The sequence below is a fragment of the Streptomyces afghaniensis genome, assembly GCF_044327915.1.
Lineage (GTDB): Bacteria > Actinomycetota > Actinomycetes > Streptomycetales > Streptomycetaceae > Streptomyces > Streptomyces afghaniensis.
The window spans coordinates 1,044,029-1,066,818 of record NZ_JBIRGJ010000001.1 but is presented as its reverse complement, the minus strand read 5'-3'; the positions used below and the strand labels follow the sequence as shown (position 1 = coordinate 1,066,818).

19 protein-coding genes are annotated in these 22,790 nt (G+C 71.7%); 1 reads left to right on the top strand and 18 read right to left on the bottom strand.

The features are described from left to right. Window position 1: 1 nt before the first annotated feature. The 14 genes from ACH4G3_RS04395 to ACH4G3_RS04330 all read right to left on the bottom strand — a co-directional run bounded on the left by ACH4G3_RS04395 (window position 2) and on the right by ACH4G3_RS04330 (window position 18,679). Complete coding sequence (locus ACH4G3_RS04395) at window positions 2-1,420, bottom strand: alkaline phosphatase family protein (RefSeq protein WP_397623020.1); 1,419 nt, start codon at window positions 1,418-1,420, stop codon at window positions 2-4. Next, entirely contained in the window at window positions 1,417-2,586 is a 1,170-nt protein-coding gene (gene eboE / locus ACH4G3_RS04390; RefSeq protein ID WP_397623019.1) for a metabolite traffic protein EboE, read from the bottom strand. Before eboE ends, ACH4G3_RS04395 begins: the two co-directional genes overlap by 4 nt. 3 nt (window positions 2,587-2,589) lie before the next feature. Beyond that, entirely contained in the window at window positions 2,590-3,510 is a 921-nt protein-coding gene (locus ACH4G3_RS04385; RefSeq protein WP_397623018.1) for a TatD family hydrolase, read from the bottom strand. Then, complete coding sequence (locus ACH4G3_RS04380; protein ID WP_397623017.1) at window positions 3,510-4,256, bottom strand: EboA domain-containing protein; 747 nt, start codon at window positions 4,254-4,256, stop codon at window positions 3,510-3,512. Before ACH4G3_RS04380 ends, ACH4G3_RS04385 begins: the two co-directional genes overlap by 1 nt. After that, window positions 4,253-5,224: a sugar phosphate isomerase/epimerase family protein gene (locus tag ACH4G3_RS04375; protein ID WP_397623016.1), complete on the bottom strand. Its 972-nt coding sequence runs from the start codon at window positions 5,222-5,224 to the stop codon at window positions 4,253-4,255. The genes ACH4G3_RS04380 and ACH4G3_RS04375 overlap by 4 nt, the downstream gene beginning before the upstream one ends. Continuing rightward, the gene (locus tag ACH4G3_RS04370; RefSeq protein WP_397623379.1) at window positions 5,221-6,231 is read right to left on the bottom strand and encodes an SCO3242 family prenyltransferase; all 1,011 of its coding nucleotides are present in this window, start codon (window positions 6,229-6,231) and stop codon (window positions 5,221-5,223) included. The genes ACH4G3_RS04375 and ACH4G3_RS04370 overlap by 4 nt, the downstream gene beginning before the upstream one ends. 26 nt (window positions 6,232-6,257) lie before the next feature. Next, entirely contained in the window at window positions 6,258-7,472 is a 1,215-nt protein-coding gene (locus ACH4G3_RS04365) for an inositol-3-phosphate synthase (RefSeq protein ID WP_397623015.1), read from the bottom strand. Window positions 7,473-7,557: 85 nt separating this feature from the next. Next, window positions 7,558-11,271, bottom strand: a complete 3,714-nt coding sequence (locus tag ACH4G3_RS04360; RefSeq protein ID WP_397623014.1) for a ThuA domain-containing protein — start codon at window positions 11,269-11,271, stop codon at window positions 7,558-7,560. 262 nt (window positions 11,272-11,533) lie between these two features. Continuing rightward, window positions 11,534-12,532, bottom strand: coding sequence for a sugar phosphate isomerase/epimerase family protein (locus tag ACH4G3_RS04355; RefSeq protein ID WP_397623013.1), 999 nt, complete (start codon window positions 12,530-12,532; stop codon window positions 11,534-11,536). A 14-nt stretch (window positions 12,533-12,546) separates the two neighbouring features. Continuing rightward, on the bottom strand, window positions 12,547-13,758 hold the full coding sequence (locus tag ACH4G3_RS04350; protein ID WP_397623012.1) for a Gfo/Idh/MocA family protein: 1,212 nt from the start codon (window positions 13,756-13,758) through the stop codon (window positions 12,547-12,549). 59 nt (window positions 13,759-13,817) lie between these two features. Beyond that, window positions 13,818-14,864 carry a substrate-binding domain-containing protein gene (locus ACH4G3_RS04345; RefSeq protein ID WP_397623011.1) on the bottom strand — a complete coding sequence of 349 codons (1,047 nt, stop codon included), beginning with the start codon at window positions 14,862-14,864 and terminating at the stop codon, window positions 13,818-13,820. Window positions 14,865-14,881: 17 nt separating this feature from the next. After that, window positions 14,882-15,898, bottom strand: a complete 1,017-nt coding sequence (locus ACH4G3_RS04340) for an ABC transporter permease (protein ID WP_397623010.1) — start codon at window positions 15,896-15,898, stop codon at window positions 14,882-14,884. After that, the gene (locus ACH4G3_RS04335; RefSeq protein WP_397623009.1) at window positions 15,895-17,412 is read right to left on the bottom strand and encodes a sugar ABC transporter ATP-binding protein; all 1,518 of its coding nucleotides are present in this window, start codon (window positions 17,410-17,412) and stop codon (window positions 15,895-15,897) included. The genes ACH4G3_RS04340 and ACH4G3_RS04335 overlap by 4 nt, the downstream gene beginning before the upstream one ends. Window positions 17,413-17,497: 85 nt before the next feature. Then, on the bottom strand, window positions 17,498-18,679 hold the full coding sequence (locus tag ACH4G3_RS04330; protein WP_354749646.1) for an ROK family transcriptional regulator: 1,182 nt from the start codon (window positions 18,677-18,679) through the stop codon (window positions 17,498-17,500). Window positions 18,680-18,932: 253 nt separating this feature from the next. Between ACH4G3_RS04330 and ACH4G3_RS04325 the strand changes: the two genes are divergently transcribed. Further along, window positions 18,933-19,340 carry a PaaI family thioesterase gene (locus ACH4G3_RS04325; protein WP_397623008.1) on the top strand — a complete coding sequence of 136 codons (408 nt, stop codon included), beginning with the start codon at window positions 18,933-18,935 and terminating at the stop codon, window positions 19,338-19,340. Between the two features lie 34 nt (window positions 19,341-19,374). On the opposite strand, the gene ACH4G3_RS04320 is transcribed toward ACH4G3_RS04325, so the two are convergent. The 4 genes from ACH4G3_RS04320 to ACH4G3_RS04305 all read right to left on the bottom strand — a co-directional run bounded on the left by ACH4G3_RS04320 (window position 19,375) and on the right by ACH4G3_RS04305 (window position 22,743). Next, window positions 19,375-20,052: a GntR family transcriptional regulator gene (locus tag ACH4G3_RS04320; protein ID WP_354749648.1), complete on the bottom strand. Its 678-nt coding sequence runs from the start codon at window positions 20,050-20,052 to the stop codon at window positions 19,375-19,377. A 148-nt stretch (window positions 20,053-20,200) separates the two neighbouring features. Beyond that, entirely contained in the window at window positions 20,201-21,139 is a 939-nt protein-coding gene (locus ACH4G3_RS04315; protein WP_397623007.1) for a beta-ketoacyl-ACP synthase III, read from the bottom strand. Between the two features lie 160 nt (window positions 21,140-21,299). Further along, window positions 21,300-21,440 (bottom strand): MFS transporter small subunit, encoded by a 141-nt coding sequence (locus ACH4G3_RS04310; protein ID WP_010045941.1) that lies wholly within the window; start codon window positions 21,438-21,440, stop codon window positions 21,300-21,302. Further along, entirely contained in the window at window positions 21,409-22,743 is a 1,335-nt protein-coding gene (locus ACH4G3_RS04305) for an OFA family MFS transporter (protein ID WP_397623006.1), read from the bottom strand. Before ACH4G3_RS04305 ends, ACH4G3_RS04310 begins: the two co-directional genes overlap by 32 nt. Window positions 22,744-22,790: the final 47 nt, after the last annotated feature.

Genomic DNA, 22,790 nt, shown 5'->3' with positions numbered 1-22,790 from the left:
CTCAGTCGAGACCGGCGAGTCGGAGCAGCAGTGACTTCACATCGGTGGCCGCGACGCGGTCGCCGACAGCGCGGGGGGTGGAGCAGATGAGGAGCGGACCGTCGTCGTCGCTCGCCGGAAGGCGGCCGTGGCTGCCGCGAATAGGTGAGGGGTCCAGGGGCACGACCGCCATGCGGTAGCGCATGCCGAGTTTCTTGCGCGCCAGCGCGGTGGCCGCCTTGACCTTGACGTACGGGTCGAGGGGATCCATGAAGAGCTCGACCGGGTCGTAGCCGGGTTTGCGGTGGATCTCGACGAGCTGCGCGAAGTCGGGTGCGCGGGCGTCGTCGAGCCAGTAGTAGTACGTGAACCAGGCGTCGGGTTCCGCCACGGCGACGAGTTCGCCGGCGCGCGGATGGTCGAGCTGGTGGGCCTTCTTGCCCTCGTCGTCGAGGAGTTGCTCGATGCCGGGCAGGTCGTCGAGGGCGGCCCGGGTGGCGTCGAGGTCCTCGGGGCGGCGCACGTAGACGTGGGCGATCTGGTGGTCGGCGACCGCGAAGGCACGGGACGCCATCGGGTCGAGGTATTCCATGCCGTCCTGGGTGTGCACCTCCAGCAGGCCGGCGCGGCGCAGGGCGCGGTTGATGTCGACGGGCCGGTTCACCCGGGTGATGCCGTACTCGGACAGCGCGACGACCGTGCGGCCCTCGGCGCGGGCGTCGTCCAGGAGCGGTGCCATGGCGGCGTCCAGGTCGGCGGCCGCCTTCAGGGAGCGCGGGTCCTCGGGGCCGAAGCGCTGGAGGTCGTAGTCGAGGTGAGGGAGGTAGCAGAGGGTCAGGTCGGGGTGGCGGGTGCGGATGATGTGGCGGGTCGCGTCGATGATCCACCGGCTGGACACGAGGTCCGCTCCGGGGCCCCAGAAGTGGAAGAGGGGGAACGTGCCGAGTTCTTCGGTGAGTTCGTCGTGCAGCGCGGCCGGCCTGGTGTAGCAGTCGGGTTCCTTGCGGCCGTCGGCGTAGTAGACCGGACGGGGGGTGACGGTGATGTCGGTGTCGGCTCCCATGGCGTACCACCAGCAGATGTTCGCGACGGTGTAGCCGGGGTGGGCGCGGCGGGCGGCGTCCCAGAGTTTGTCCCCGGCCACGAGGCCGTTGTGCTGGCGCCACAGCAGGACGTCGCCGAGTTCGCGGAAGTACCAGCCGTTGCCGACGATGCCGTGCTCCGCGGGCATGGTGCCGGTGAGGAACGTGGACTGGGCGGCGCAGGTGACGGCGGGCAGGACGGTGCCCAGCGGGGCGCGGGAGCCGGATTGGCCGAGCGCCTTGAGGTGGGGCATGTGGTCGAGGAGGCGGGGGGTGAGGCCGACGACGTCGAGGACGAGGAGCGGGGTGGGGCCTGTACGGGCCGGGTGGGCGCCCGGGGCGGACGGGTGGGTGCTCATGGCAGCTCCTTCAGTCCGAGGTCCGTCAGCAGGTCGCGGGCGAGGGTGAGTTCGGCGGCGATGCCCTCGGCGAGCTGGCTGCGGCCGCGGGGGCGCAGCTCGGGCGGGAGGGCCTGCCAGGTGTAGGTCTCGACCTCCAGGTGGCGGGTGAGCGGGGCCGGGCCGCCGACGAGCCGGGTGAGTGCGGTCTTCAGGACCGGGAGTGTGGAGGTGAGGGGCGCGGCGGGGGCCGCGTGCAGCGGGACGTGGAAGTGGGCGCGCCAGGGTGCGCCGTCGGGCAGGGCGTGGCCCGCGACGGCCTCGTCGAGGTCGTCGGTGGCGCGCAGACCGGCGGCGGTGGCCGTGCGGGTCTGGTGCAGGAAGCGGGGTTCCGCGAAGGCTGCGAGGGCCTCGCGGACCTCGGGCAGATGGGGGTGCTCGGCGTGCAGGGCGGCGGAGAGCTGGGATTTGACGACGGGGACGCGGGCCTCGGCGAGGGCGTCCAGGGCTGTGTGCGGGTCTTCGAAGGAGGTGGCGAGGTGGCAGGTGTCGACGCAGATGCCGATGCGGTCGTGGGCGATCGCGGTGAGCGGGGCGATGGCGTCGCGGGTGGTCTCGACGACGCAGCCGGGTTCCGGTTCCAGCCCGACGCGGATGGAGCGGCCGGTCAGTTCCTCGATGGCGTCGAGGCGTTCGGCGAGGGTGCGCAGGGCGGTGCGGGCGGTCTGTGCGCGTTCGTCGTCGTACGCGGTGCGCCAGGCGAGGGGCAGGGTGGAGATGGTGCCGTCGCCGACGTCGTCGGGGAGGAGCCCGGCGAGGACACGGGCCAGGGCGGTGGTGTGGTCGAGGCGTTCCTGGTCGGCCCAGTCCGGCTTGTACACGCGGTACTTGACCTCTTCGGCGCCGAAGCCCTCGTACGGGAAGCCGTTGAGGGTGACGACCTCGAGGCCGCGCCGGTCGAGCTCGGTGCGCAGGCCGCGCAGGGCGGACGGGTCGGTGTCGAGGGCGTGGGCGGCGTGCCTGGCGAGCCACAGCCCGATGCCGAGCCGGTCGCGGCCCAGGCGGCGGCGGACGGGTTCGCAGTGGTCGCGCAGCTGCGCGAGGACGCCGTCGAGAGTTTCGGCGGGGTGGACGTTGGTGCAGTAGGCGAGGTGGACGGTGGAGCCGTCGGGGTGGCGGAAGCGCATGGTTCACGCCCCCGCGGCGGGGACGCGGGCCTGCTCCCCGCCGTCTGCCGGGCCGCGGTCCGGCTCGTGCGGGTCCTTCGGGACGCCGCGCAGGATGGAGTTGCCCTCGTGGGTGGCCTCCGTGCCGGTGACGTCGAGGTTCAGGCGGCCGCTGAGCCCGTAGAAGGCGACGGGGTTGCGCCACAGCACCTGGTCGACGTCGTCCTCGCTGAAGCCCTCGGCCAGCATCAGGTCGCCGACCTTGCGGGTCTTGAGGGGGTCGCTCTTTCCCCAGTCGGCGGCGGAGTTGACCAGGACCTGCTCGGTGCCGTGGGCGCGCAGGATGGCGATCATCCGCTCCTCGTCCATCTTGGTGTCCGGATAGACGGAGAAGCCCAGCCAGCAGCCGCTGTCCTTGGCCTCCTTGACGGTGGTCTCGTTGAGGTGGTCGACCAGGACGCGTTCCGGGGGCAGTGCGGACTCCCGGACGACGTCGAAGGTGCGGCGCAGTCCGGCGAGCTTGTCGCGGTGCGGGGTGTGCACGAGGGCGGGCAGCCCGTGGTCGGCGGCGAGCTGGAGCTGGGCGGCGAGGGCGGTGTCCTCGGCGGGGGTCATGGAGTCGTAGCCGATCTCGCCGACGGCCACGACGTTGTCCTTGACGAGATACCGGGGCAGTGCGTCGAGGACGGGCACACAGCGCGGGTCGTTGGCCTCCTTGGGATTGAGCGCCAGCGTGCAGTGGTGGGCGATGCCGTACTGGGCGGCGCGGAAGGGCTCCCAGCCGAGGAGGGAGTCGAAGTAGTCGAGGAAGGAGGCGGGCGAGGTGCGGGGCTGGCCGAGCCAGAAGGAGGGCTCGACGACGGCGCGGACACCGGCGGCGTGCATGGCCTCGTAGTCGTCCGTGGTGCGGGACGTCATGTGGATGTGGGGGTCGAAGATGCGCATCAGGACTCCTTGCCGTGGGGGTGGTCCGTGCCGGGGGCGGGGGGCAGGGACTCGGTCAGGTCCAGGACGCGGTACAGGTCCTCGGGGACGGTGCGGCCGGCGGCGGTGCGTTCGGCTGCGTAGTCGCCCAGCATGCGTGCGAGCTCATCGTCGCCCCGGGCGCGCCGGGGCAGGTCCGCCACGTGGTCGACGGGGACACCGGTGAACAGGCACTTCAGCACGGCGTGGCGCCAGTCGTGCGGGGCCAGGTGCCGGGCGGCGTACGGGCCGACGGCGGCGGTGAGAAGCCGGGTGTCGTTGGTGCGCAGGGCGTCCTCGACGAGCGGGAGGGCGCCGGGGCCGGACACGAGGTGGGGCAGGGCGTGCAGGACGGCGCGGCGCTCGTCGGCGGTGCCCTGGAAGTACACCCGGGTCAGGGCGTCGGTGCCGGCCCGGGCCGCGTCGAGGATGAGGACGCGTGCGGCGTCGGCGTAGGCGGCACCGCAGCGGCGGCCGGCCTCGGCGAGGCGCAGTTCCCACGCGGAGATGGGCCCGTGGATGCCGGGGTGGGCGGCGGCCTCGTCGAGGGCGTGTTCTAGCCAGTCGCGGGCCGCGGGGTCGAGGTGGGTGGTGAGGTGGCGGCGGAGGTCGTCCAGGGAGGAGGTGAGGGCGGTGTCGGGGGTGGGGTGGGCGGTGTGGGTGCTGTGGGCCTGGGCGTCCTGGGAGCCGTCGCTTCTTGCCGCTGGTGTGGTGCGGGGACGGGTCATGGGGTGCTGCTCCCTTCAGGGGCGGTGGAGGGAGCGCCGTGGGGTGGCGCGGCCTGCTGGAGGGCCGGAGCGGGGTGCGGCGAGGCGGTGGCCGCGGTCTGCTCGGCGTGGCGGAGGAACGGGAGGGACTGTCCGGCGTAGTGCGGGCCGGCGTGGGAGTGGCGGGGCAGTTCGACGACGGTCAGGCCCTGGTAGCCGGTGGCGACGAGGGCCGCCAGGACCGGCGGGAAGTCGATCTCCCCGTCTCCGAAGGGGAGGTGCTCGTGGACGCCGCGCCGCATGTCCTCGATCTGGACGTGCCGCAGCCAGGGTGCGGCGGCGCGCACGCAGTCGGCGGGAGAGAGGGGTTCGAGGCACTGGCAGTGGCCGATGTCGAGGGTGAGGCCGAGGGGTTCGGGGTCGCCGAGGATGCGGCGGAGGTGATGGAAGTCGTCCAGGGTGGCGAGGAGGTGCCCCGGCTCGGGCTCGACGGCGAGCGGAACGCCGGCGGACGCGGCGGCGTCCAGGACGGGCGTGAGGGTCTCGGCGAGGCGCTTCCACGCGCTGTCGGGGTCGGTGCCCTCCGGGACGATCCCGCTGAAGCAGTGGACCGCGTGGGCACCGAGGTCGGCCGCGACCCGCACGGCCCGCAGCAGGAGGTCGGCACGACGAGCCCGGTCGCCGGGGTCCGGGTCCAGCAGGGAGGGACCGTGTTTGCGGCGCGGGTCGAGCACATAGCGGGCGCCCGTCTCCACGGTGACACCCAGCCCGAGCGCGTCCAGCCGGTGCCCGATCCGGCGGGTGCGGGCGGCGAGGTCCGGGGCGAGCGGGTCGAGGTGCATGTGGTCGAGGGTCAGCCCGACTCCGTCGTAGCCGAGGTCGGCGAGCAGGCGGAGCGCGTCGTCCAGCCGGAGATCGGCGAGGCCGTTGGTGCCGTAGCCGAAGCGGAGGGGCCGGCGGGCGTCGAGGGGAGAGGTCCCTGGATTCACGTCACACTCACCTTCTTCGCGAACCGCGCTCCCAGCGGGGCCAGGGCCGCGATGAGGAGGGCCGTGGCCGTGCCCTTGGAGCGGGCGGTCAGGGTGGCCTGGAGGGGGATCGTGGCGCGGATGCCGGCACCGACGGCTCGTTGGGTGAGCGGAGGTGAGGGGTTGAGCGTGGCGTGGAAGTAGGGGCGGGCGGTTGCCGCGGCGTAAGCGGCCGCCAGGGCGGTGGTGAGGTGTGCCGTGGGTTTCCGGCCGGGCGCAGTTCCTGGGGGCGGAGTCGCTCGTGGCCCGAGAAGGCCATGAGCGGCTGCCCCTCGGTGGTCCGGCGGGCGGTGCGTCACCACACGGGTCAGCAGGGCGGTCGTCGCGAGGGCCGCCAGGGGGGCCAGGGGTGAGCCGCCCTGGGCCTCCTGTCGGGAGACCGTCGTGACGGCCAGGGTGTGGGTGCCGAGGAGGGCTGCCGACGGCAGTGCCTGGCGGGTGCGGCCGGTGGTGGCCGCCGCGCCCAGGAGCAGGTCCAGTCCGCGGGCCGCGCCCATGGCCACGGGTCCGGCGGGTGTGTGCTTCAGACCGAGGTCGTACGCCCAGACGGTCGCCGCCAGGGGTGCGGCGACGGCCAGGGCCGGGCGGCCGGCTCGGGCTGCCAGGGCCAGTCCGGCTCCGGTGAGGGCACAGGCCGCGGTGAGCGCTGCGGCGGGGCGGATACGGCCGGAGGGCAGGGGGCGGTGAGGGCGTTCGACGGCGTCGACGTCGCGGTCCGCCCAGTCGTTGAGGGCCATACCGGCCTCGTACAGGCAGAGGGAGGAAGCAATGGCGAGCAAGGTTCGGGCGTTGGGCTGTGCGCCGGTCGCAGCCGTGCCGGCGAGGGCGTCGCCCGGCACACTGAACAGGGCGGGCAGGCGCAGGAGTTCGGCCCAGGCGCGTCGTCGGTGTGCACGGCCGGCAGCTCCGCGGGACGCCGTGCGACAGGGGTTCTTTTCCTTGACGGCGTCCCCCGCACCGTCCCGGATTGCCGGAGGCTGCTCGCGACGTCCCGTCACGGCCGGTCCCCCGTCCCGCGCGCCTCCCGCGCCGGATGGGCGGCCCCGTCCGCGGCGTCCTCCCGTTCGGCTGCTCCCTCCCCCGCCTCGCCCTCCCGGAGCCTCCCCGCGAACCGGATCAGCGCCTCGTACTGCTCGGCCAGGCCCGAGGGCGCGTCCCCGACCGGGTCCTTGAAGTAGAAGGCGAGGGCGTCGAGCGGGCCGGACAGGCCCGACTCGTGGGCACGGGCGGTCAGCCGGGCGAGGTCGAGGACGAGGGGTGCCGCCAGGGCCGAGTCGCAGCCCTGCCAGGTGGTCTGGAGGATCATGCGGGTGCCGAGGAAGCCGTCGAAGGCGATGTGGTCCCAGGCGGTCTTCCAGTCGCCGAGGGCGGGGACGTCGTCGATGTGGGTCTCGCCCTGGGGGGTGGTGCCGAGGGTGTCGGTGAGGACCCGTTCCTTGCCCGCGTTCTTGGCCGCCGCGGCGGCCGGGTCGGCCAGTGCGGCGCCGTCGCCGCCGCCGAGCAGGTTCGTGCCGGACCAGGCGCGGACGGTCAACGCCCGCTGGGCGAACATCGGGCCGAGCACCGAGCGCAGCAGGGTCTGGCCGGTCTTGCCGTCGCGGCCGGCGTACGGCAGGCCGCTCCGTCGGGCCTCGCGGGCGGCGACGGGGTGGTGCATGCCCTCGGAGGGGGTGAAGTTGACGTAGGGGCAGCCCGCGCGCAGGGCTGCCAGCGCGTACAGGGTGCTGGCCGGCAGCGGGGAGCCGGGCCCCTGGGAGGCGGGCTCGGTGGAGGCGACGTTCACCACCACGGCCCGGTCCAGCTCATGGCGGTGGCGGAAGTCGCGGATGTCGTCGGCGAAGGCCGTGATCAGTCCGGCCTCGCTCCGGGTGTCCCCGGGAGTGGGACCACCGAACCTGATCTCCCGGTCGGCGGCGGTGAGTTCGGCGGCGACTGCCGTGGCGACGCCGGTCGGGAGGACGCCGCCGGCGGTCAGGGTCTCGGCGCGTTTGGGCAGGGGGCAGTCGACGGTGTCGTGGCCGCCGAAGACGAGGTCGGACAGGGCGGGCAGGCCGCTGTCGGTGAACGCCGGTGTCTCGGTCACCATGCCGGTGGGCGGGTGCAGTCCGGCGGCGACGGCGGCGCACCCGGTGACGACGGTGGTGGCGACGGAGCCGCGGGCTCCGATCAGCCACACCCCCACACGCGGTCGGGAGAGGGACGCGGACATGTGCAGCCTCCTGATCGTGCGCGAACCGGGGGGAGGGACGGGAGACGGCGGGCGGGGGTCCGGCGTCCCCCGCCCGCCGCCGCTCTCAGCCACCCGTGACGGGCAGTTCCTTCAACTGGATGTTGCGGAAGGAGACCTGGTCGTCGGCGCCATGGTTCTGGAGGCCGATGTAGCCGTCGGTCAGGCTCCGCTGGGGGTCCTTGTTGGTGAAGTCGTTGATCTTGACTCCGTTGAGGAACACCTGGAGGCGTTCGCCCTGGACCTTGATCACGTAGGAGTTCCACTGGCCGGGCGGCCGCAGGACCTGGTCACGGGCCTTGATGTTCGCCGACTTGAACGAGTAGACGGAGCCCGTGGTGCGGTCGGCCGCGTCCGTGGCGTCGATCTGGATCTCGTAGCCCTTGTTCACGGCGGACCAGGGGTCGTCGGAGGCCGGGAAGCCCACGAAGATCCCGGAGTTGTCGTCGCCCCGCATCTTCCAGTCGAGCTTGAGGGAGTACGACTTCAGCTCCTTGGCCTGGTACCAGAGCAGGCCCATGCCGCCCTCGGACTCCAGGGTGCCGTCCTTGACGTTGAACTTGCCGGGACCGGCCTGCTTCCAGCCGTCCAAGGTCTGGCCGTTGAAGATCTTCCGGTAGTCCTTGCCCGGCTTGCAGTCCGCCTTCACCTGGCCGGTGGCGTACTGCAGGCCGCCGAGCAGATGGGCGCGGAAGGCCTCGTCGGCGTAGGACTCCTTGGTGTGGCCGCCGCCGGTGTAGAAGGACCGGCCGCCGCCGTAGCTCTGGCACCAGGCGATCGGGTGGTCGCCCTTCATGTTCCCGCCCTGGTAGGTGGTCTCGTCCAGGGTGGCGAGGACCTTGGCCTGCTCGCGCGGGTTGGTGCGGTAGTTGTACCACTCGTCCGTGCGCTCCCAGGCGTCGCCCAGGTGCGCGGTCGAGGGGTGGTCGTGGTCCTCGACACGGACGGTGGCCTTCTGGATGGCCGGGTGCGAGTCGAAGTACGCGCCGACGAGGCCGCCGTAGAACTCCCAGTCGTACTCGGTGTCGGCGGCGGCGTGGATGCCCATGTAGCCGCCGCCGTTCTTCACGTAGTTCTCGAACGCCTTCTGCTGCTCGGCGTTGAGCACGTCACCGGTGGTGGACAGGAAGGCGACCGCGTCGTACTTGGCGAGGTTGGCGGTGGTGAACTGCTTCGCCTCCTCGGTCGCGTCGACCGTGATGCCGGCCGGGCCGGCGACCTCCTTCAACGCGGCGATGCCGGCCGGGATGGAGTCGTGGCGGAAGCCCGCGGTCCTGGAGAAGACCAGGACCTTCTTGCCGCCCTTGAACGGCTCCTTGGAGAACTCGAAGTCGTCCACGTCGTACAGCGCGCCCGCGCCTCCCTTGAAGACCAGGTAGATGTCCGTGGTCTTCTTGGGCAGCGACCGCAGCGGCACGTCGACGTTCTGGAAGGTCTCCCAGCCGCCGGTCGGCGGGATGTACGCCGAGCCGTGCAGCGGTCCGTCGGGCGAGCCGGTGCGCAGCTCGATGAAGCCGCCCTCGCCGCCGGAGGAGGCCCGCACGGTCATCTTCTTCTGCCCGTCGAACCGGTAGGGGCTGAAGGAGATCCAGTCGCCGTCGTCGATGTTGCCGACGGTCTTGCCGCCGTTGGCGCCGGTCTTCTCGATCACCGACACGCCCGACTGGGTGGTGAAGTGCTCGCCCTGGCGGTGCAGCGGCTGGAGCACGGTGCGGGCGGTGCCGGTCAGGGCCTCCTGGCCGTTGGCTCCGCCGTCGGTGTAACTGGCGCCGACGACGCCGTAGATGTCGGCGTTGGGGTCGTGGCCGCCGTCACCGGCGGGCGGCTTCAGGGTGCCCTCGCAGCCCATCTCGCTGGTCAGCTCGTGGGCGTGGGAGTCGTGGCCGAGGCTGTACACGACCTTGACCTTGGAGCAGTCGACCGTCTCCTCGGGGTCGGTCACGGTCACCTTGAACGGGACCGGCTTGCCGAACTCGGCGAGCGTGCCGTTGCCCGGGATGTCGATCCTCACCTTGGGCTCGGTGTTGCCGACCACGATCCGGACACTGGCGTTGCCGGTGTTGCCCTCGGGGTCCTTGGCGGTGAAGGTGGCGCTGTAGGTGCCGGCCTTCTTGTACCTGTGGGTGGGGTTGAGGCCCTCGCCCTTGGTGCCGTCGCCGAAGTCCCAGCTGTAGGTGAGGTTCGGGGAGTCGGCGTCCTTGGCCGAACCGGTGAACGTGACCTTCAGGCCGGCCGCCCCGGACGTCTTGTCGGCGCTCACCTCGGCGATCGGCGAGAAGCCGTCCTCGGCGTTCTCGATCCGGTACAGCGCGGAGTTCTCGTCGCCCTGGAACCAGGAGACGCCGTAGTCGAGGACGTAGAGCGCGCCGTCGGGGCCGAACTCCATGTCCATGATCTGGGTGCCGGTCCACGGGAAGTCGTTGATCTTCGCCACCGAGCCGTCGTCGTTCTGCTCGATCCGCTTGATCCAGCGGCGGCCGAACTCGCCGGCGAAGAAGTCGCCGTCATAGGCCTCGGGGAACTTCACGCTGGAGTCGAGCTCGGGGTCGTAGCGGTAGACCGGGCCGGCCATCGGGGACTCGGAGCCGTCGCCGAACTCGGGCACGGAGCCGCCGTCGTACGGAATCCAGGCGGCCTGCGCGGGCGGCAGGTCGACCAGGCCCGTGTTGTACGGCGAGGTGTTCTTCGGAGCGTCGCAGTCGAACTTCCCGCCGGACTCCTTGGTGGCGAAGTCGTAGTCGACGTAGGCGTCGTTGGCGCCGGTGCAGAAGGGCCAGCCGAAGTTGGCAGCCTTGGTCACCTTGGCGAACTCGACCTGCCCGGCCGGGCCGCGCTTGGGGTCGGCTGCGCCCGCGTCGGGACCGTAGTCGCCGACGTACACGATGCCGGTCTTGTCGTCGACGCTCATCCGGAACGGGTTGCGGAAGCCCATCGCGTAGATCTCGGGACGGGTCTTGTCCGTGCCCGGGGCGAAGAGGTTGCCCTCCGGGATCGTGTACGTGCCGTCCTCGGCGACCTTGATGCGCAGGATCTTGCCGCGCAGGTCGTTGGTGTTGGCGGAGCTGCGGCGGGCGTCGAAGGCCGGGTTGCGGTTCGGCCGGTCGTCGATCGGCGTGTAGCCCTCGGAGGCGAAGGGGTTGGTGTCGTCGCCGGTCGACAGGTAGAGGTTGCCGTCCGCGTCGAAGTCGATGTCGCCGCCGACGTGGCAGCAGGTGCCGCGGGAGGCCGCGACGTCGAGGACCTTCTTCTCGCTGGCCATGTCCAGCGTGCCGTTGGCCTTGAGGACGAAGCGGGAGAGGCGGTTGACCCCGTCGAACTTCTTGAAGTCCTCGGCGGTGCCGGTCTCCGGGGCGTCGCCCGCCGGGGTGTCGAGCGGCGGGGCGTAGTAGAGGTAGATCGCCCGGTTGTTCTTGAAGTCCGGGTCGATGCCGACGCCCTGGAGGCCTTCCTCGTCGTGGCTGTAGACGGGGATCTTGCCGGCGACCTTGGTGACGCCGCCCTGGTCGGTGAGGCGCAGCGTGCCGTCGCGCGAGGTGTGCAGGACGCTGCGGTCCGGGAGCACGGCGAGCGACATCGGCTCGCCCGTCTCGGGTTCGCCCTTGGCGAGCGGCACCTGCTGGAACTGGCCCTCAGCGGCAGCCGGTTCAGCCTGCTCCGCTTGGCCGGGATGGGCTCCGGCGACGGTGGCCGGGGTGCCCACGGCCAGGAGCAGGCCGGTGAACAAGGCGACGGTGGTGCGCAGCCTGGGGGTGCGGGTGCTTCTGGGTCTGGTTCTGTGCACGAAGTCCCTCCGGGAACGGGGTGGGCCGTACGGAATGGGTGCGAAGCGTGCGGTGCGGGCGCCGGGGTGCGCCGTCACCCCGGAGGTACGTGTGTCCTGAACGCTTCAAGGAAGGTAACCGTGTCCGTCCGGGGCCAACACCCCTTGGATCAGGATCGGCTGACTCTCTCCGAGCCCAGGACAAAGCAGGATCCGGGCAGGTCGGAGGGGGGACCGGCCGGTGGAACCGGTCCCCGTCCCCGACCAGCGCCGGGTGTCTGGTTCAGCTGTTGAACGCGGCGTCGAAGGACGCGCTGGGCGGCTCGAAGTCGAACGCCTTGAGGCGGGTCAGGGCCTCGGGAGCGCCCTGCAGCCGGTCCATGCCGGCGTCCTCCCACTCGACCGAGATCGGGCCTTGGTAGCCGATGGAGCGCAGCATCCGGAAGACGTCCTCCCAGGGGACGTCGCCGTGCCCGGCGGAGACGAAGTCCCAGCCGCGCCTGGGGTCGCCCCAGGGCAGGTGGGAGCCGAGCCGGCCGTTGCGTCCGTCGAGGCGCTTGCGGGCCTCCTTGCAGTCGACGTGGTAGATGCGGTCCCGGAAGTCCCAGAGGAAGCCGACCGGGTCGAGGTCCTGCCACACGAAGTGCGAAGGGTCGAAGTTCAGGCCGAACGCGGGGCGGTTCCCGACGGCCTCCAGGGCCCTCTGCGTGGTCCAGTAGTCGTAGGCGATCTCGCTGGGGTGGACCTCGTGCGCGAACCGCACGCCCTCCGCGTCGAAGACGTCCAGGATCGGGTTCCAGCGGTCGGCGAAGTCCTGGTAGCCGCGCTCGATCATCGCGTCGGGGGCCGGCGGGAACATGGCGACCAGGTGCCAGATGGCGGAGCCGGTGAAGCCGATGACGGTGTCGACGCCGAAGGCGGCCGCGGCGCGGGCGGTGTCCCTCATGCGGTCCGCGGCCCGCTGCCGGACCCCTTCCGGGTCGCCGTCGCCCCAGATCTCCCCCGGCAGGATCGCCTGGTGGCGTTCGTCGATGATGGCGTCGCAGACGGCCTGTCCGACCAGGTGGTTGGAGATGGCCCAGCACTTGAGGCCGTACTTGTCGAGGAGCGCCCGGCGGCCGTCCAGGTAGGACGGATCGGCGAGGGCCTTGTCGACTTCGAAGTGGTCGCCCCAGCAGGCGAGTTCGAGGCCGTCGTAGCCGAAGTCGCGGGCGAGCCGGCAGACCTCTTCCAGCGGCAGGTCGGCCCACTGGCCGGTGAACAGCGTGAACGTACGCGGCATGCGCGTCAGCCTCCTCAGACCGCGATCGGCGTGTAGACGGAGTTCTTCTCGGCGCTCTCCTCCACGGCCGCGAGCACGCGCTGCACCTGGAGCCCGTCGGCGAAGGAGGGTTCGGGGCGGCGGCCCTCGGCGATGGCGTGGACGAGGTCGCGGGCCTGGTGGACGAAGGTGTGCTCGTAGCCGAGGCCGTGGCCCGGCGGCCACCAGGCGTCCAGGTAGGGGTGCTCGGGTTCGGTGACGAGGATGCGGCGGAAGCCGGCCTCCGCACCGGGTTCGGTGCCGTCGTGGAAGGACAGCTCGTTGAGCCGCTCCAGGTCGAAGGCGAGCGAGCCGCGCTCCCCGTTGAGTTCGATGCGCAGGGCGTTCTTGCGGCCCGTGGCGTAGCGGGTGGCCTCGAAGGAGGCGAGGGCGCCGGAGGGGAAGCGGGCCGTGAACAAGGCGGCGTCGTCCACGGTGACCTCCCCCGTGCCGGCGGCCGAGACGGCGGACAGGCCGCTGGTGGCGCCGGTGGGCAGGGGCCGCTGACGTACGAAGGTCTCCGTCAGCGCGGAGACGCCCGCCAGCCGCTCCCCCACCAGGTACTGCGCGAGGTCGATGATGTGCGCGCCCAGGTCGCCGAGCGAGCCCGAGCCGGCCTGCTCCTTGCGCAGCCGCCAGGTCAGCGGGAACTGCGGGTCGACGAGCCAGTCCTGGAGGTACGTCACGCGCACGTGCCGCAGGGCGCCGAGGCGGCCCTCGGCGACCATGCGGCGGGCCAGGGCGGTGGCCGGGACCCGGCGGTAGTTGAAGCCGACCATCGCGACCTGACCGCGCCGGTGGGCCTCTTCGGCGGCCCGCACCATCGAGGTGGCTTCCTCGACGGTGTTGGCGAGGGGCTTCTCGCACAGGACGTGCTTGCCGGCCGCGAGGGCGGCCAGCGCGATCTCGGCGTGGCTGTCGCCGGGGGTGCAGATGTCGACGAGGTCGATGTCGTCGCGTTCGACGAGGGCACGCCAGTCGGTCTCGGTGGACGCCCAGCCGTGGCGGTCGGCCGCCGCCCGTACGGCGGTGGCGTCCCGGCCGCAGATCGCGGCCTGCACGGGGTTCAGCGGCAGGTCGAAGACGCGGCCCGCGGTGCGCCAGCCCTGGGAGTGGGCGGCGCCCATGAAGGCGTAGCCCACCATCCCCACGCGCAGGGGTGGCTTGCCTGCCTCGGTCCCATCTGACTGCGCTTGCGGCTGTCCCATACGGGTGTCCTCCTCGTCCTGGTCGGGGTGGCGCACGTGGGGGGTGCGGGCGGAACCGGTCACCGGAAGCCGGTGGGCATGTACTGGTCGACGTTGGTCTTGTCGACGACGGCCGAGTAGAGCGTGAGGGACGCCGGGATCTCGAACTCGGCCAGGCCGCCGATGCCCTTGCCCTGGCCGAGGGCGCGGGCGAGGTCGATCGCGGAGGCGGCCATGGTCGGCGGGTAGAGGACGGTCGCCTTCAGCACGCCGTCGTCCTGCTTGATGGCCTGGAAGGCGGACAGGGCGCCGGCGCCGCCGACCATCAGGAAGTCGTCGCGCCCGGCCTGCTCGATGGCGCGCAGCGCGCCCACGCCCTGGTCGTCGTCGTGGTTCCACAGGGCGTCGAACTTGGACTGGGCCTGGAGCAGCTGGGCCATCTTGGCCTGCCCGGACTCGACGGTGAACTCGGCGGCCTGGCGGGCGACCTTCTTGATGTTGGGGTAGTTCTTGAGGGCGTCGTCGAAGCCCTGGGTGCGCTGCTTGGTCAGCTCCAGGTTGTCCAGGCCGGCCAGTTCGATGACGCGGGCGTCGGACTTGCCCTTGAGCTTCTCGCCGATGTAGTGGCCGGCGTTGAGGCCCATGCCGTAGTTGTCGCCGCCGATCCAGCAGCGGTAGGCCTGCGGGGTGTTGAAGATCCGGTCGAGGTTGACGACCGGGATGCCCGCGCGCATCGCCTTCAGCCCGACCTGGGTGAGGGCCTTGCCGTCGGCGGGCAGCACCACCAGGACGTCGACCTTCTTGTTGATGAGGGTCTCGATCTGGCCGATCTGCTGGGCGGTGTCGTTGGAGCCCTCGGTGATCTCCAGGGTGACGTCGGAGTACTTCTCGGCCCGCTTCTCGGCGTTGTCGTTGATGGCGTTGAGCCAGCCGTGGTCGGCCTGCGGTCCGGCGAAGCCGATGGTGACCTGCTTGCCGGGCTTGTCGTCGGCGGCGGGCTGGTTGTTCCCGGCCGGCTCGTCCTTGGAGTCGGAGGGCTCGTTGCTCGTGCACCCCGTGAGGAGGGCACCGGCGGAGACGGCGGCGGCTCCGAAGAGCAGTCCTCTGCGGCTCGTGATCTCGGTCATGGCGGTGAACCCTTTCCTCAGGTCGTGCTCGCGGTACGGCGCTGGACCAGCACGGCGGCGACGATGATCGCGCCCTTGGCGATCTGCTGGACGTCGCTCTGCAGGTTGTTCAGGGCGAAGATGTTGGTGATCGTGGTGAAGATCAGGACGCCGAGCACGGAGCCGGTGATGGTGCCGCGGCCGCCGGTGAGCAGGGTGCCGCCGATGATCGCGGCGGCGATGGCGTCGAGTTCGTAGAGGTTGCCGTTGGTGTTCTGGCCGGAGCCGGACAGGACGATCAGCAGGAAGGCGGCGATGCCGCAGCACAGTCCGGACAGCAGGTAGAGGTAGAGCCGCTGGCGGCGGACGTCGATGCCGGCGAGCCGGGCGGCCTCCGGGTTGCCGCCGACGGCGACCGTGCGGCGGCCGAAGGTGGTGCGGTTGAGCACCAGCCAGCCGATCACCGTGACGACGGCGAAGACCAGCACCAGGGGCGGGACGCCGAGGACGTAGGCGTCGCGTTCGCCCAGGTCGAGGACGGACGGCACCGTCACGATCTGCGTCTTGCCGTCGGTGATCTGCAGGGCGAGGCCGCGGGCGGAGGCCAGCATGGCGAGGGTGGCGATGAACGGCACCATCGCGCCGTAGGCGATGAGCACCCCGTTGACCAGGCCGCAGCCGACTCCGACAACGACCGCCGTGAAGAGGATGCCGGCGAAGCCGTACTCCTGGGTGGCCACCGTGGTCGCCCATACGGAGGCGAGGGCGACGATCGCGCCGACCGACAGGTCGATGCCGCCGGAGACGATGACGAAGGTCATGCCGACGGTGACGACGCCGATCACGGACGCCTGGGTGAGGACGAGTTGCAGGTTGCGGGTGTCGAGGAACTCGTCGGGCTTGGTGATGCCGCCGATGAGGATCAGCGCGGCGAGCACTCCGAGCAGGGAGAGGGTGCGGACGTCGGCGCGGGCCAGCAGGCCGCGCCAGGCCGGGGGCTGGGCCTCGGGCACCTTGTCGGTGCTGTCCCGCGGCGGGGAGACGGGCTGCGTCATGACGCCGGAGTTCCTTCCATGACCAGGTCGAGTACGCGGTGTTCGTCGAGTTCGCGCGCGGGTGCCGTGTGGACGACACGGCCCTCCCGCAGCACCAGGACGCGGTCGGCGAGGCCGAGCACCTCGGGCACCTCGCTGGAGACCAGCAGCACGGCCAGGCCTTCGTCGGCCAGCCGGCGGACGACCGCGTAGAGCTCCGCGCGGGCGCCGACGTCGACGCCGCGGGTGGGTTCGTCGAGCAGCAGCACCCGGCAGCCCCGCAGCAGCCAGCGGGCCAGGACGGCTTTTTGCTGGTTGCCGCCGGACAGGGTGCGCACGGGCACCGACGGGTTGTCGGGCCTGAGCGACAGCTCGCGGGTCGCGGCCCGGGCGGCACCGAGTTCGGCACCCCGGTCGATCCAGCCGCCGCGCGAGAAGCGGGACATGGAGGAGACCGACACGTTGCGGGTGACGGACTCCAGCATCAGCAGGGCCTGCGCCTTGCGTTCCTCGGGGGCGAGCCCCAGTCCGGCCCGGACGGCGGCCCGGACGCTGCCCGGCTTCAACGGCTTGCCGTCGACGAGCACCTGACCGGACGTCGGTTTCCTGGCGCCGTAGACGGTCTCCAGGATCTCGGAGCGGCCCGAGCCGACGAGTCCGGCCAGGCCGACGATCTCGCCCGGCCGTACCTCCAGGTCGAGAGGCTCGAACTCCCCGGCGCGCGACAGGCCCCGGACGGTGAGCACCGGCCGGCCGGGCGGCGGGGAGACGGGCCGGTCGGGAAAGACGTACTCGACGTTGCGGCCCGTCATCAGCGCGACGACCTCACGGGTGGGGGTCGTCTTCGCCGGCAGTCCGTTCGCCACGGCCCGCCCGTCCTTCAGCACGGTCACCCGGTCGCCGATGCGCCGGATCTCTTCCAGGCGGTGCGAGATGTAGACGACGGCGACACCGGCGGCGGTGAGGTCGCCGACGATGCGGAAGAGGTTGTCGACCTCGTCCGGGTCGAGCGCGGCGGACGGCTCGTCCATCACGATGAGCCGCACGTCGTGGGAGAGCGCCCGGGCCATGGACACGATCTGCTGCTGTGCCGCCGACAGCTCCCCGACGAGCCGGGCCGGATCGATCTCCGGGTGGCCGAGTCGCTTGAGGAGGGCGGCCGTCGACTCCTTGGCGGCCTTCCCGCGGACGACGAACCCGGCGGTGGTGGGCTCGTGGCCCAGGTGCACGTTCTCGGCGACCGACAGGTGCTCCACCAGGTCGAGTTCCTGGTAGATGGTGGCGATGCCGAGGCGCATGGCGGCGATCGGCGAGCGGAGCGTGACCGCCTCGCCGCGCCAGCGGATCTCGCCGGTGTCGGGCTGGTGGGCGCCGGCCAGGACCTTGATGAGGGTCGACTTGCCTGCGCCGTTCTGGCCGAGCAGGCAGTGCACCTCACCGGCCAGGACGTCGAGGTCGACGCCGTCGAGGGCCCGGACTCCGGGGAACGACTTGGTGATGCCGGACATACTGAGCAGCGGTGGTTCTGGTGCCATGAGGTCCCCTTGGCGGGCGTGCGGGCCGGTTTCAGGGCAGGGCGAAGCAGTGCGCGGTGCTGGTACGCCGTACTGAGCTGAGTGCTTACGCGGGTGAGAACAGGTGGTCGCTGATGAGCCGGGCCGCGCCGGTGACTCCGGCGGCGGGGCCCAACTCGCCCAGGACGATGGGCAGATTGCCGGTCGCGAGGGGCAGTGACTGGCGGTAGACCTGGGTGCGGATCGCGGCGAGCAGAGTGTGGCCGAGGCCGGTCACCCCGCCGCCGATCACCACCAGGCCCGGGTTGAAGAAGCTGACCAGGCCGGCGATGACCTGGCCGGTGCGGTTGCCGCCCTCGCGGATCAGGTCGAGTGCGGTGGCGTCGCCGGCGGCGGCCGCGGCGGCGACGTCGACGGCGGTGAGGCCGCCGTTGGTCTCCAGCCGCGAGGCCAGTTCGGCGGAGAGCCCCTGCTGGGCGGCCTCCGTGGCGTCGCGGGCGAGGGCCGCCCCGCTGAAGTGGGCCTCCAGGCAGCCCCGGTTGCCGCAGGCACAGGGACGGCCGTCGGGCACGGCCTGGATGTGCCCGATGTCGCCGGCGCTGCCCGTCGTACCGCGGTAGACCTCACCGCCGACGACGATGCCGCAGCCGATGCCCGTGCCGATCTTGACGCAGAGGAAGTCGGCGACGGTGCGGGCGACGCCCGCGTGCTGCTCTCCCATCGCCATGAGGTTCACGTCGTTGTCGACCATGACGGGGCAGCCGAGTTCCTGGCTGAGCGCCTCCCGCACGGGGAAGCCGTCCCAGCCCGGCATGATCGGCGGGGCCACCGGGATGCCCTCGGGGAAGCGGACCGGGCCCGGGACGCCGATGCCGGCGCCGTCGAACCCCTCCGCGAGCCCCGAGGCCTTCAGCTTGGCGGCCATGGCCAGGACCTGCTCGAAGACCGCGACCGGGCCCTCGCGCACGTCCATGGGGTGGTTGATGTGCCCGAGGGTCTCCAGTTCGGCGTTGGTGACGGCGACGTCGACCGAGGTCGCGCCGATGTCGACGCCGAGGAAGCGCAGTCCGGGGTTGAGCCGGATGTTGTGGGAGCGGCGGCCGCCGCGCGAGGCGGCGAGTCCGTCGGCCACCACCAGCCCCGTCTCCAGCAGCCGGTCCACCTCCACGGCGAGCTTGGACCGCGAGAGGTCGACCTGGTCGCCCAGCTGGGCACGGGAGTTGGGGCCGCCGTCGCGCAACAGCTTGAGCAGTCGGGCCTGGTGGGCGTTCCCGGGTCGTGCGGTCATACGTCTCACGAGCCCCTCCCCGCCTCAATCGGCCTGTGCGCGCCGGTTTTCCGCCACATCAGTGGCTTGCTTTCGGAGGGAACGTAGCAGCGGCTGCCGAAGGTGGGAAGAAGTCGCGCAGGAATTGCCCTCCACTTTTTCCACTCACAGGACAAAGAGGAGGGACGCGGGCCTTACCTCACAGGTAATCGACCGTGGACGCTGGCCCGGGACAGGCTGGCATCAGTCCTGGTCGCCCCGTCGGGAGGTCCCTGTGTCCGACACCCCTGCCCTCGAAGCGCTGTTGAAGGCGGTGCCCTTCGCCGGTGCGCTGGGCATCGCCTTGGAGGAGGCCGCCCCCGCCCGGGTCGGGGCCGCGCTCGCCTGGGCTCCGAAGTTGTGCACGGTGGGTGGCACCCTGCACGGCGGCGTGCTGATGGCACTCGCCGACACGGCCGGCGCGGTGTGCGCGTTCCTGAACCTGCCGCCGGGTGCGAGCACCTCGACAGTCGAGTCGAAGACGAACTTCTTCCGCGCCGTGCGGTCGGGCACCGTCCACGCCGAGGCACGCCCCGTGCACGTGGGGCGCTCCTTCATCGCCGTCCGGACGGACCTGCGCGACGAGGACGGCGCCCTGGTGGGTCAGACGACGCAGACCCAGGCGGTGCTGACCGCCGGCTGAGGCCCGGGCGGGGCGCCGCCTCCCGCGTCGCGGCCTACGAACGCGCTCGCGCGTGGTACGACCGCCGCGTGTGCTCGGTGTGTTCGCGCATGAGGTGGGTGGCCCGCTGTTCGTCGCGGTCGGTGATCGCGGCGATGAGCGCGCGGTGTTCGATCCAGGACTGGTGGCCCCGCTGGCGGGCGATCGGCGTGTAGTACCAGCGGACGCGGCGGTCGACCTGGGCGGCCAGTTCGGCGAGGACTGCGTTGCCGGCGAGCTCCATGATCTTCGCGTGGAAGCGGGCGTTCATGGCGACGGCCCCGTCCACGTCGTCGGCCTCGACGGCCTTCTCGCCCTCCGCGCACAGCGCCTCCAGCGCGGCGATGCCGGCCTTGTCCGCGCCCGCCGCGGCGAGCCGGGCCGCCTCGGCCTCCAGGAGCGTACGGACCGTGAGGAGCTGGTCGGCCTCCTCCTCCGTCGGCTCGTGCACGAACGCGCCCTGGGCGGGCCGCAGATCGACCCATCCCTCGGTGTTGAGCCGCTGCAGCGCCTCGCGCACCGGCTGCCGGGAGACCCCCAGATGCCCGGCGAGTTCGCTCTCCACGAGGTGCTGGCCGGGCTGAAGGGCACGGGTGGTGATGAGTTCGAGCAGTGCCTCGTAGACACGGTCGCGCAGTGGACCCGGGCGTTCCAGCTTGGGTACCGCCCCTTGGGGCAGGCCTGTCGACAGCATCGCGGTCCCCCTCCTCGGCAGGGCCGTGCTCAGCGCGGCGGAAGCCGGTGTCGCCGTAGCGTCAGTATTGATTGTCTTTCGTCTACAGTCTACGGCGCACAGGAGCCAGGGTTACGGGCAGTTGACCGCGTCACATCGCGACGCACACTCACGGGCAGCGGACGACCTGCCCGGCGTACGACAGGTTCCCGCCGAAGCCGAACAGCAGGACCGGGTCGCCCGTGGCGACCGCACCCTGTTCGACCAGCTTGGACAGGGCGAGCGGGATGCTCGCGGCCGACGTGTTGCCGGACTCCGTGACATCGCGCGCGACGACGGCGTTCACGGCGCCGATCTTCTCCGCGAGGGGTTCGATGATGCGGAGATTGGCCTGATGCAGTACGACCGCGGCGAGGTCCGCCGGCGCCAGCCCGGCCCGCTCGCACGCCCGCCGCGCGATGGGCGGCAGCTGCGTCGTCGCCCAGCGGTAGACGCTCTGCCCCTCCTGGGCGAACCGCGGCGGCGTGCCCTCGATCCGCACCGCGTTGCCCATCTCGGGCACCGAACCCCACAGCACCGGCCCGATGGCGGGCTCGGCGGCGGCCTCCACGACCGCGGCCCCGGCCCCGTCACCGACGAGCACGCAGGTGGAACGGTCGCTCCAGTCGGTCACGTCGGACATCTTGTCGGCGCCGATGACCAGGGCCCGGCTCGAGCCCCCCGCGCGGACGGCGTGGTCGGCGGTGGCCAGGGCGTGGGTGAAGCCGGCGCACACCACGTTGAGGTCCATGGTGGCGGCCTGCGGGACGCCGAGGCGGGCCGCCACCCGGGCGGCGGTGTTGGGCGAGCGGTCGACGGCGGTGGAGGTGGCGACCAGCACCAGGTCGATGTCGGCGGGGGTCAGCCCGGCCGCCGCGAGTGCCTTGGCGGCGGCGTGGGCTGCCAGCTCGTCGACGGGTTCGTCGGGGCCGGCGATGTGGCGCGTACTGATGCCCACCCGGCTCCTGATCCACTCGTCACTGGTGTCGACCATGCCCGCCAGGTCCTCGTTGGTGAGCACCTTGGCGGGCTGGTAGTGGCCGACGGCGGCGATGCGCGAGCCGTTCATGTGGGCGGTCCCCCTCGTTGGAACTTGGGTAGCGGGACCCACCAGTCTGATCAGTGACTCACGGGTACGACGGCAGGCAAGGCGACAGGAAACAGGTGCCCGCGTTGTCAGCTTCGGTCAGGACCTCGGACGACCGAGCACCTGACGCCTGGCCCGGTGCCTAACCGGTGAACAGCTGGGTCGCCTTGCGGACCAGCTCGTACAGCCCGTAGGCGAGCGGGACGCCCACCCACACCCAGGCGAAGGCGATCAGCCACCGCCGGTCCGGGCTAGGCGGACTCTGACTGCTGTCGCTGGACATGCGCGGCCTCCTTCGGTGCCGGGACGTGATGACGGGGATGGACGGGCCGGACGAGTTCGTTGGCGACGAAGCCGACGACGAGCAGCCCGATCATGATGACGAACGACAGCCCGTACAGGGACGCGCCGTGCCGGCCCGCCTCCTCCTGCCGGTCGGCGATCCAGTTCACGATGAGCGGCCCGAGCACGCCCGCCGTGGACCAGGCGGTGAGCAGCCGCCCGTGGATGGCGCCGACCTGGTACGTGCCGAACAGGTCCTTCAGGTACGCCGGTACGGTCGCGAAGCCGCCGCCGTAGAAGGACAGGATCACCAGTGCGCACAGGACGAACAGGGGCTTGGAGGAGTCGCCGAACAGGGCGATGAGCGCGTACATCAGCGCGCCGGCTCCCAGGTAGACGCGGTAGATGTTCTTGCGGCCGATCAGGTCGGACGTCGACGACCAGCCGATGCGGCCCGCCATGTTCGCCGCGGACAGCAGCGCGACGAAGCCGGCTGCGGCGGTCACCGAGACCGGTGTGGAGGTGTCCGCGAAGAAGTCCGTGATCATCGGCGCGGCCTTCTCCAGGATGCCGATGCCCGCGGTGACGTTCATGCAGAGCACGATCCACAGGCACCAGAACTGCGGGGTGCGGATGGCCTGGTTCGCGGAGACCTGCGGGCCGGTGTGGGCTTGTGGCGCAGTTCCCCGCGCGCCTGGGGCATGACGCGGAACCCGGACCAGCAGTACACCCAGCAGCATGAAGACCGCGTACGTCAGCCCGTGCACCAGGAAGGCCAGCGCGATGCCGGAGCTGTCGCTGCCGAACGACTCCAGCATCTGCGCGGACCACGGCGAGGCGATGAGCGCGCCGCCGCCGAAGCCCATGATGGCGATGCCGGTGGCCATGCCGGGCCGGTCCGGGAACCACTTGATCAGGGTGGAGACGGGTGAGATGTAGCCGATGCCGAGGCCGATGCCGCCGACGAAGCCGTAGCCGAGGACGATCAGCCAGTACTGCTCCAGGGACGCGCCCAGCGCGGAGAGCAGGAAGCCGGACGAGAAGCAGACCAGGGCGACGGTCATCGCCCAGCGCGGGCCGTTGCGCTCGACGAGCGTGCCGCCGAACGCGGCGGACAGGCCCAGCATGACGATGCCCAGCTGGAAGGGCAGCGCGCTCTGCGTGCCGCTGAGACCGAGCGCGGACTCCAGGGGCGGCTTGAACACGCTCCAGGCGTAGGCCTGGCCGATGGAGAGATGTACGGAGAGAGCGGCGGGCGGGACGAGCCAGCGGCTCCAGCCCGGGGGCGCGACTGGGGGACTCATGAATCCGGAACCGTAGGCATTCGCAGGGGAGTTGAGAAGGCGGCGCG

What these genes read in the sequence shown, in the direction of transcription:
- eboE (WP_397623019.1), bottom strand. Translation starts at nt 2,586, where the DNA reads ATGCGCTTCCGCCACCCCGACGGCTCCACCGTCCACCTCGCCTACTGC.
- ACH4G3_RS04320 (WP_354749648.1), bottom strand. Translation starts at nt 20,052, where the DNA reads ATGCTGTCGACAGGCCTGCCCCAAGGGGCGGTACCCAAGCTGGAACGC.
- ACH4G3_RS04340 (WP_397623010.1), bottom strand. Translation starts at nt 15,898, where the DNA reads ATGACGCAGCCCGTCTCCCCGCCGCGGGACAGCACCGACAAGGTGCCC.
- ACH4G3_RS04350 (WP_397623012.1), bottom strand. Translation starts at nt 13,758, where the DNA reads ATGGGACAGCCGCAAGCGCAGTCAGATGGGACCGAGGCAGGCAAGCCA.
- ACH4G3_RS04395 (WP_397623020.1), bottom strand. Translation starts at nt 1,420, where the DNA reads ATGAGCACCCACCCGTCCGCCCCGGGCGCCCACCCGGCCCGTACAGGC.
- ACH4G3_RS04315 (WP_397623007.1), bottom strand. Translation starts at nt 21,139, where the DNA reads ATGAACGGCTCGCGCATCGCCGCCGTCGGCCACTACCAGCCCGCCAAG.
- ACH4G3_RS04380 (WP_397623017.1), bottom strand. Translation starts at nt 4,256, where the DNA reads ATGACCCGTCCCCGCACCACACCAGCGGCAAGAAGCGACGGCTCCCAG.
- ACH4G3_RS04365 (WP_397623015.1), bottom strand. Translation starts at nt 7,472, where the DNA reads ATGTCCGCGTCCCTCTCCCGACCGCGTGTGGGGGTGTGGCTGATCGGA.
- ACH4G3_RS04330 (WP_354749646.1), bottom strand. Translation starts at nt 18,679, where the DNA reads ATGACCGCACGACCCGGGAACGCCCACCAGGCCCGACTGCTCAAGCTG.
- ACH4G3_RS04305 (WP_397623006.1), bottom strand. Translation starts at nt 22,743, where the DNA reads ATGAGTCCCCCAGTCGCGCCCCCGGGCTGGAGCCGCTGGCTCGTCCCG.
- ACH4G3_RS04385 (WP_397623018.1), bottom strand. Translation starts at nt 3,510, where the DNA reads ATGCGCATCTTCGACCCCCACATCCACATGACGTCCCGCACCACGGAC.
- ACH4G3_RS04345 (WP_397623011.1), bottom strand. Translation starts at nt 14,864, where the DNA reads ATGACCGAGATCACGAGCCGCAGAGGACTGCTCTTCGGAGCCGCCGCC.
- ACH4G3_RS04335 (WP_397623009.1), bottom strand. Translation starts at nt 17,412, where the DNA reads ATGGCACCAGAACCACCGCTGCTCAGTATGTCCGGCATCACCAAGTCG.
- ACH4G3_RS04355 (WP_397623013.1), bottom strand. Translation starts at nt 12,532, where the DNA reads ATGCCGCGTACGTTCACGCTGTTCACCGGCCAGTGGGCCGACCTGCCG.
- ACH4G3_RS04310 (WP_010045941.1), bottom strand. Translation starts at nt 21,440, where the DNA reads ATGTCCAGCGACAGCAGTCAGAGTCCGCCTAGCCCGGACCGGCGGTGG.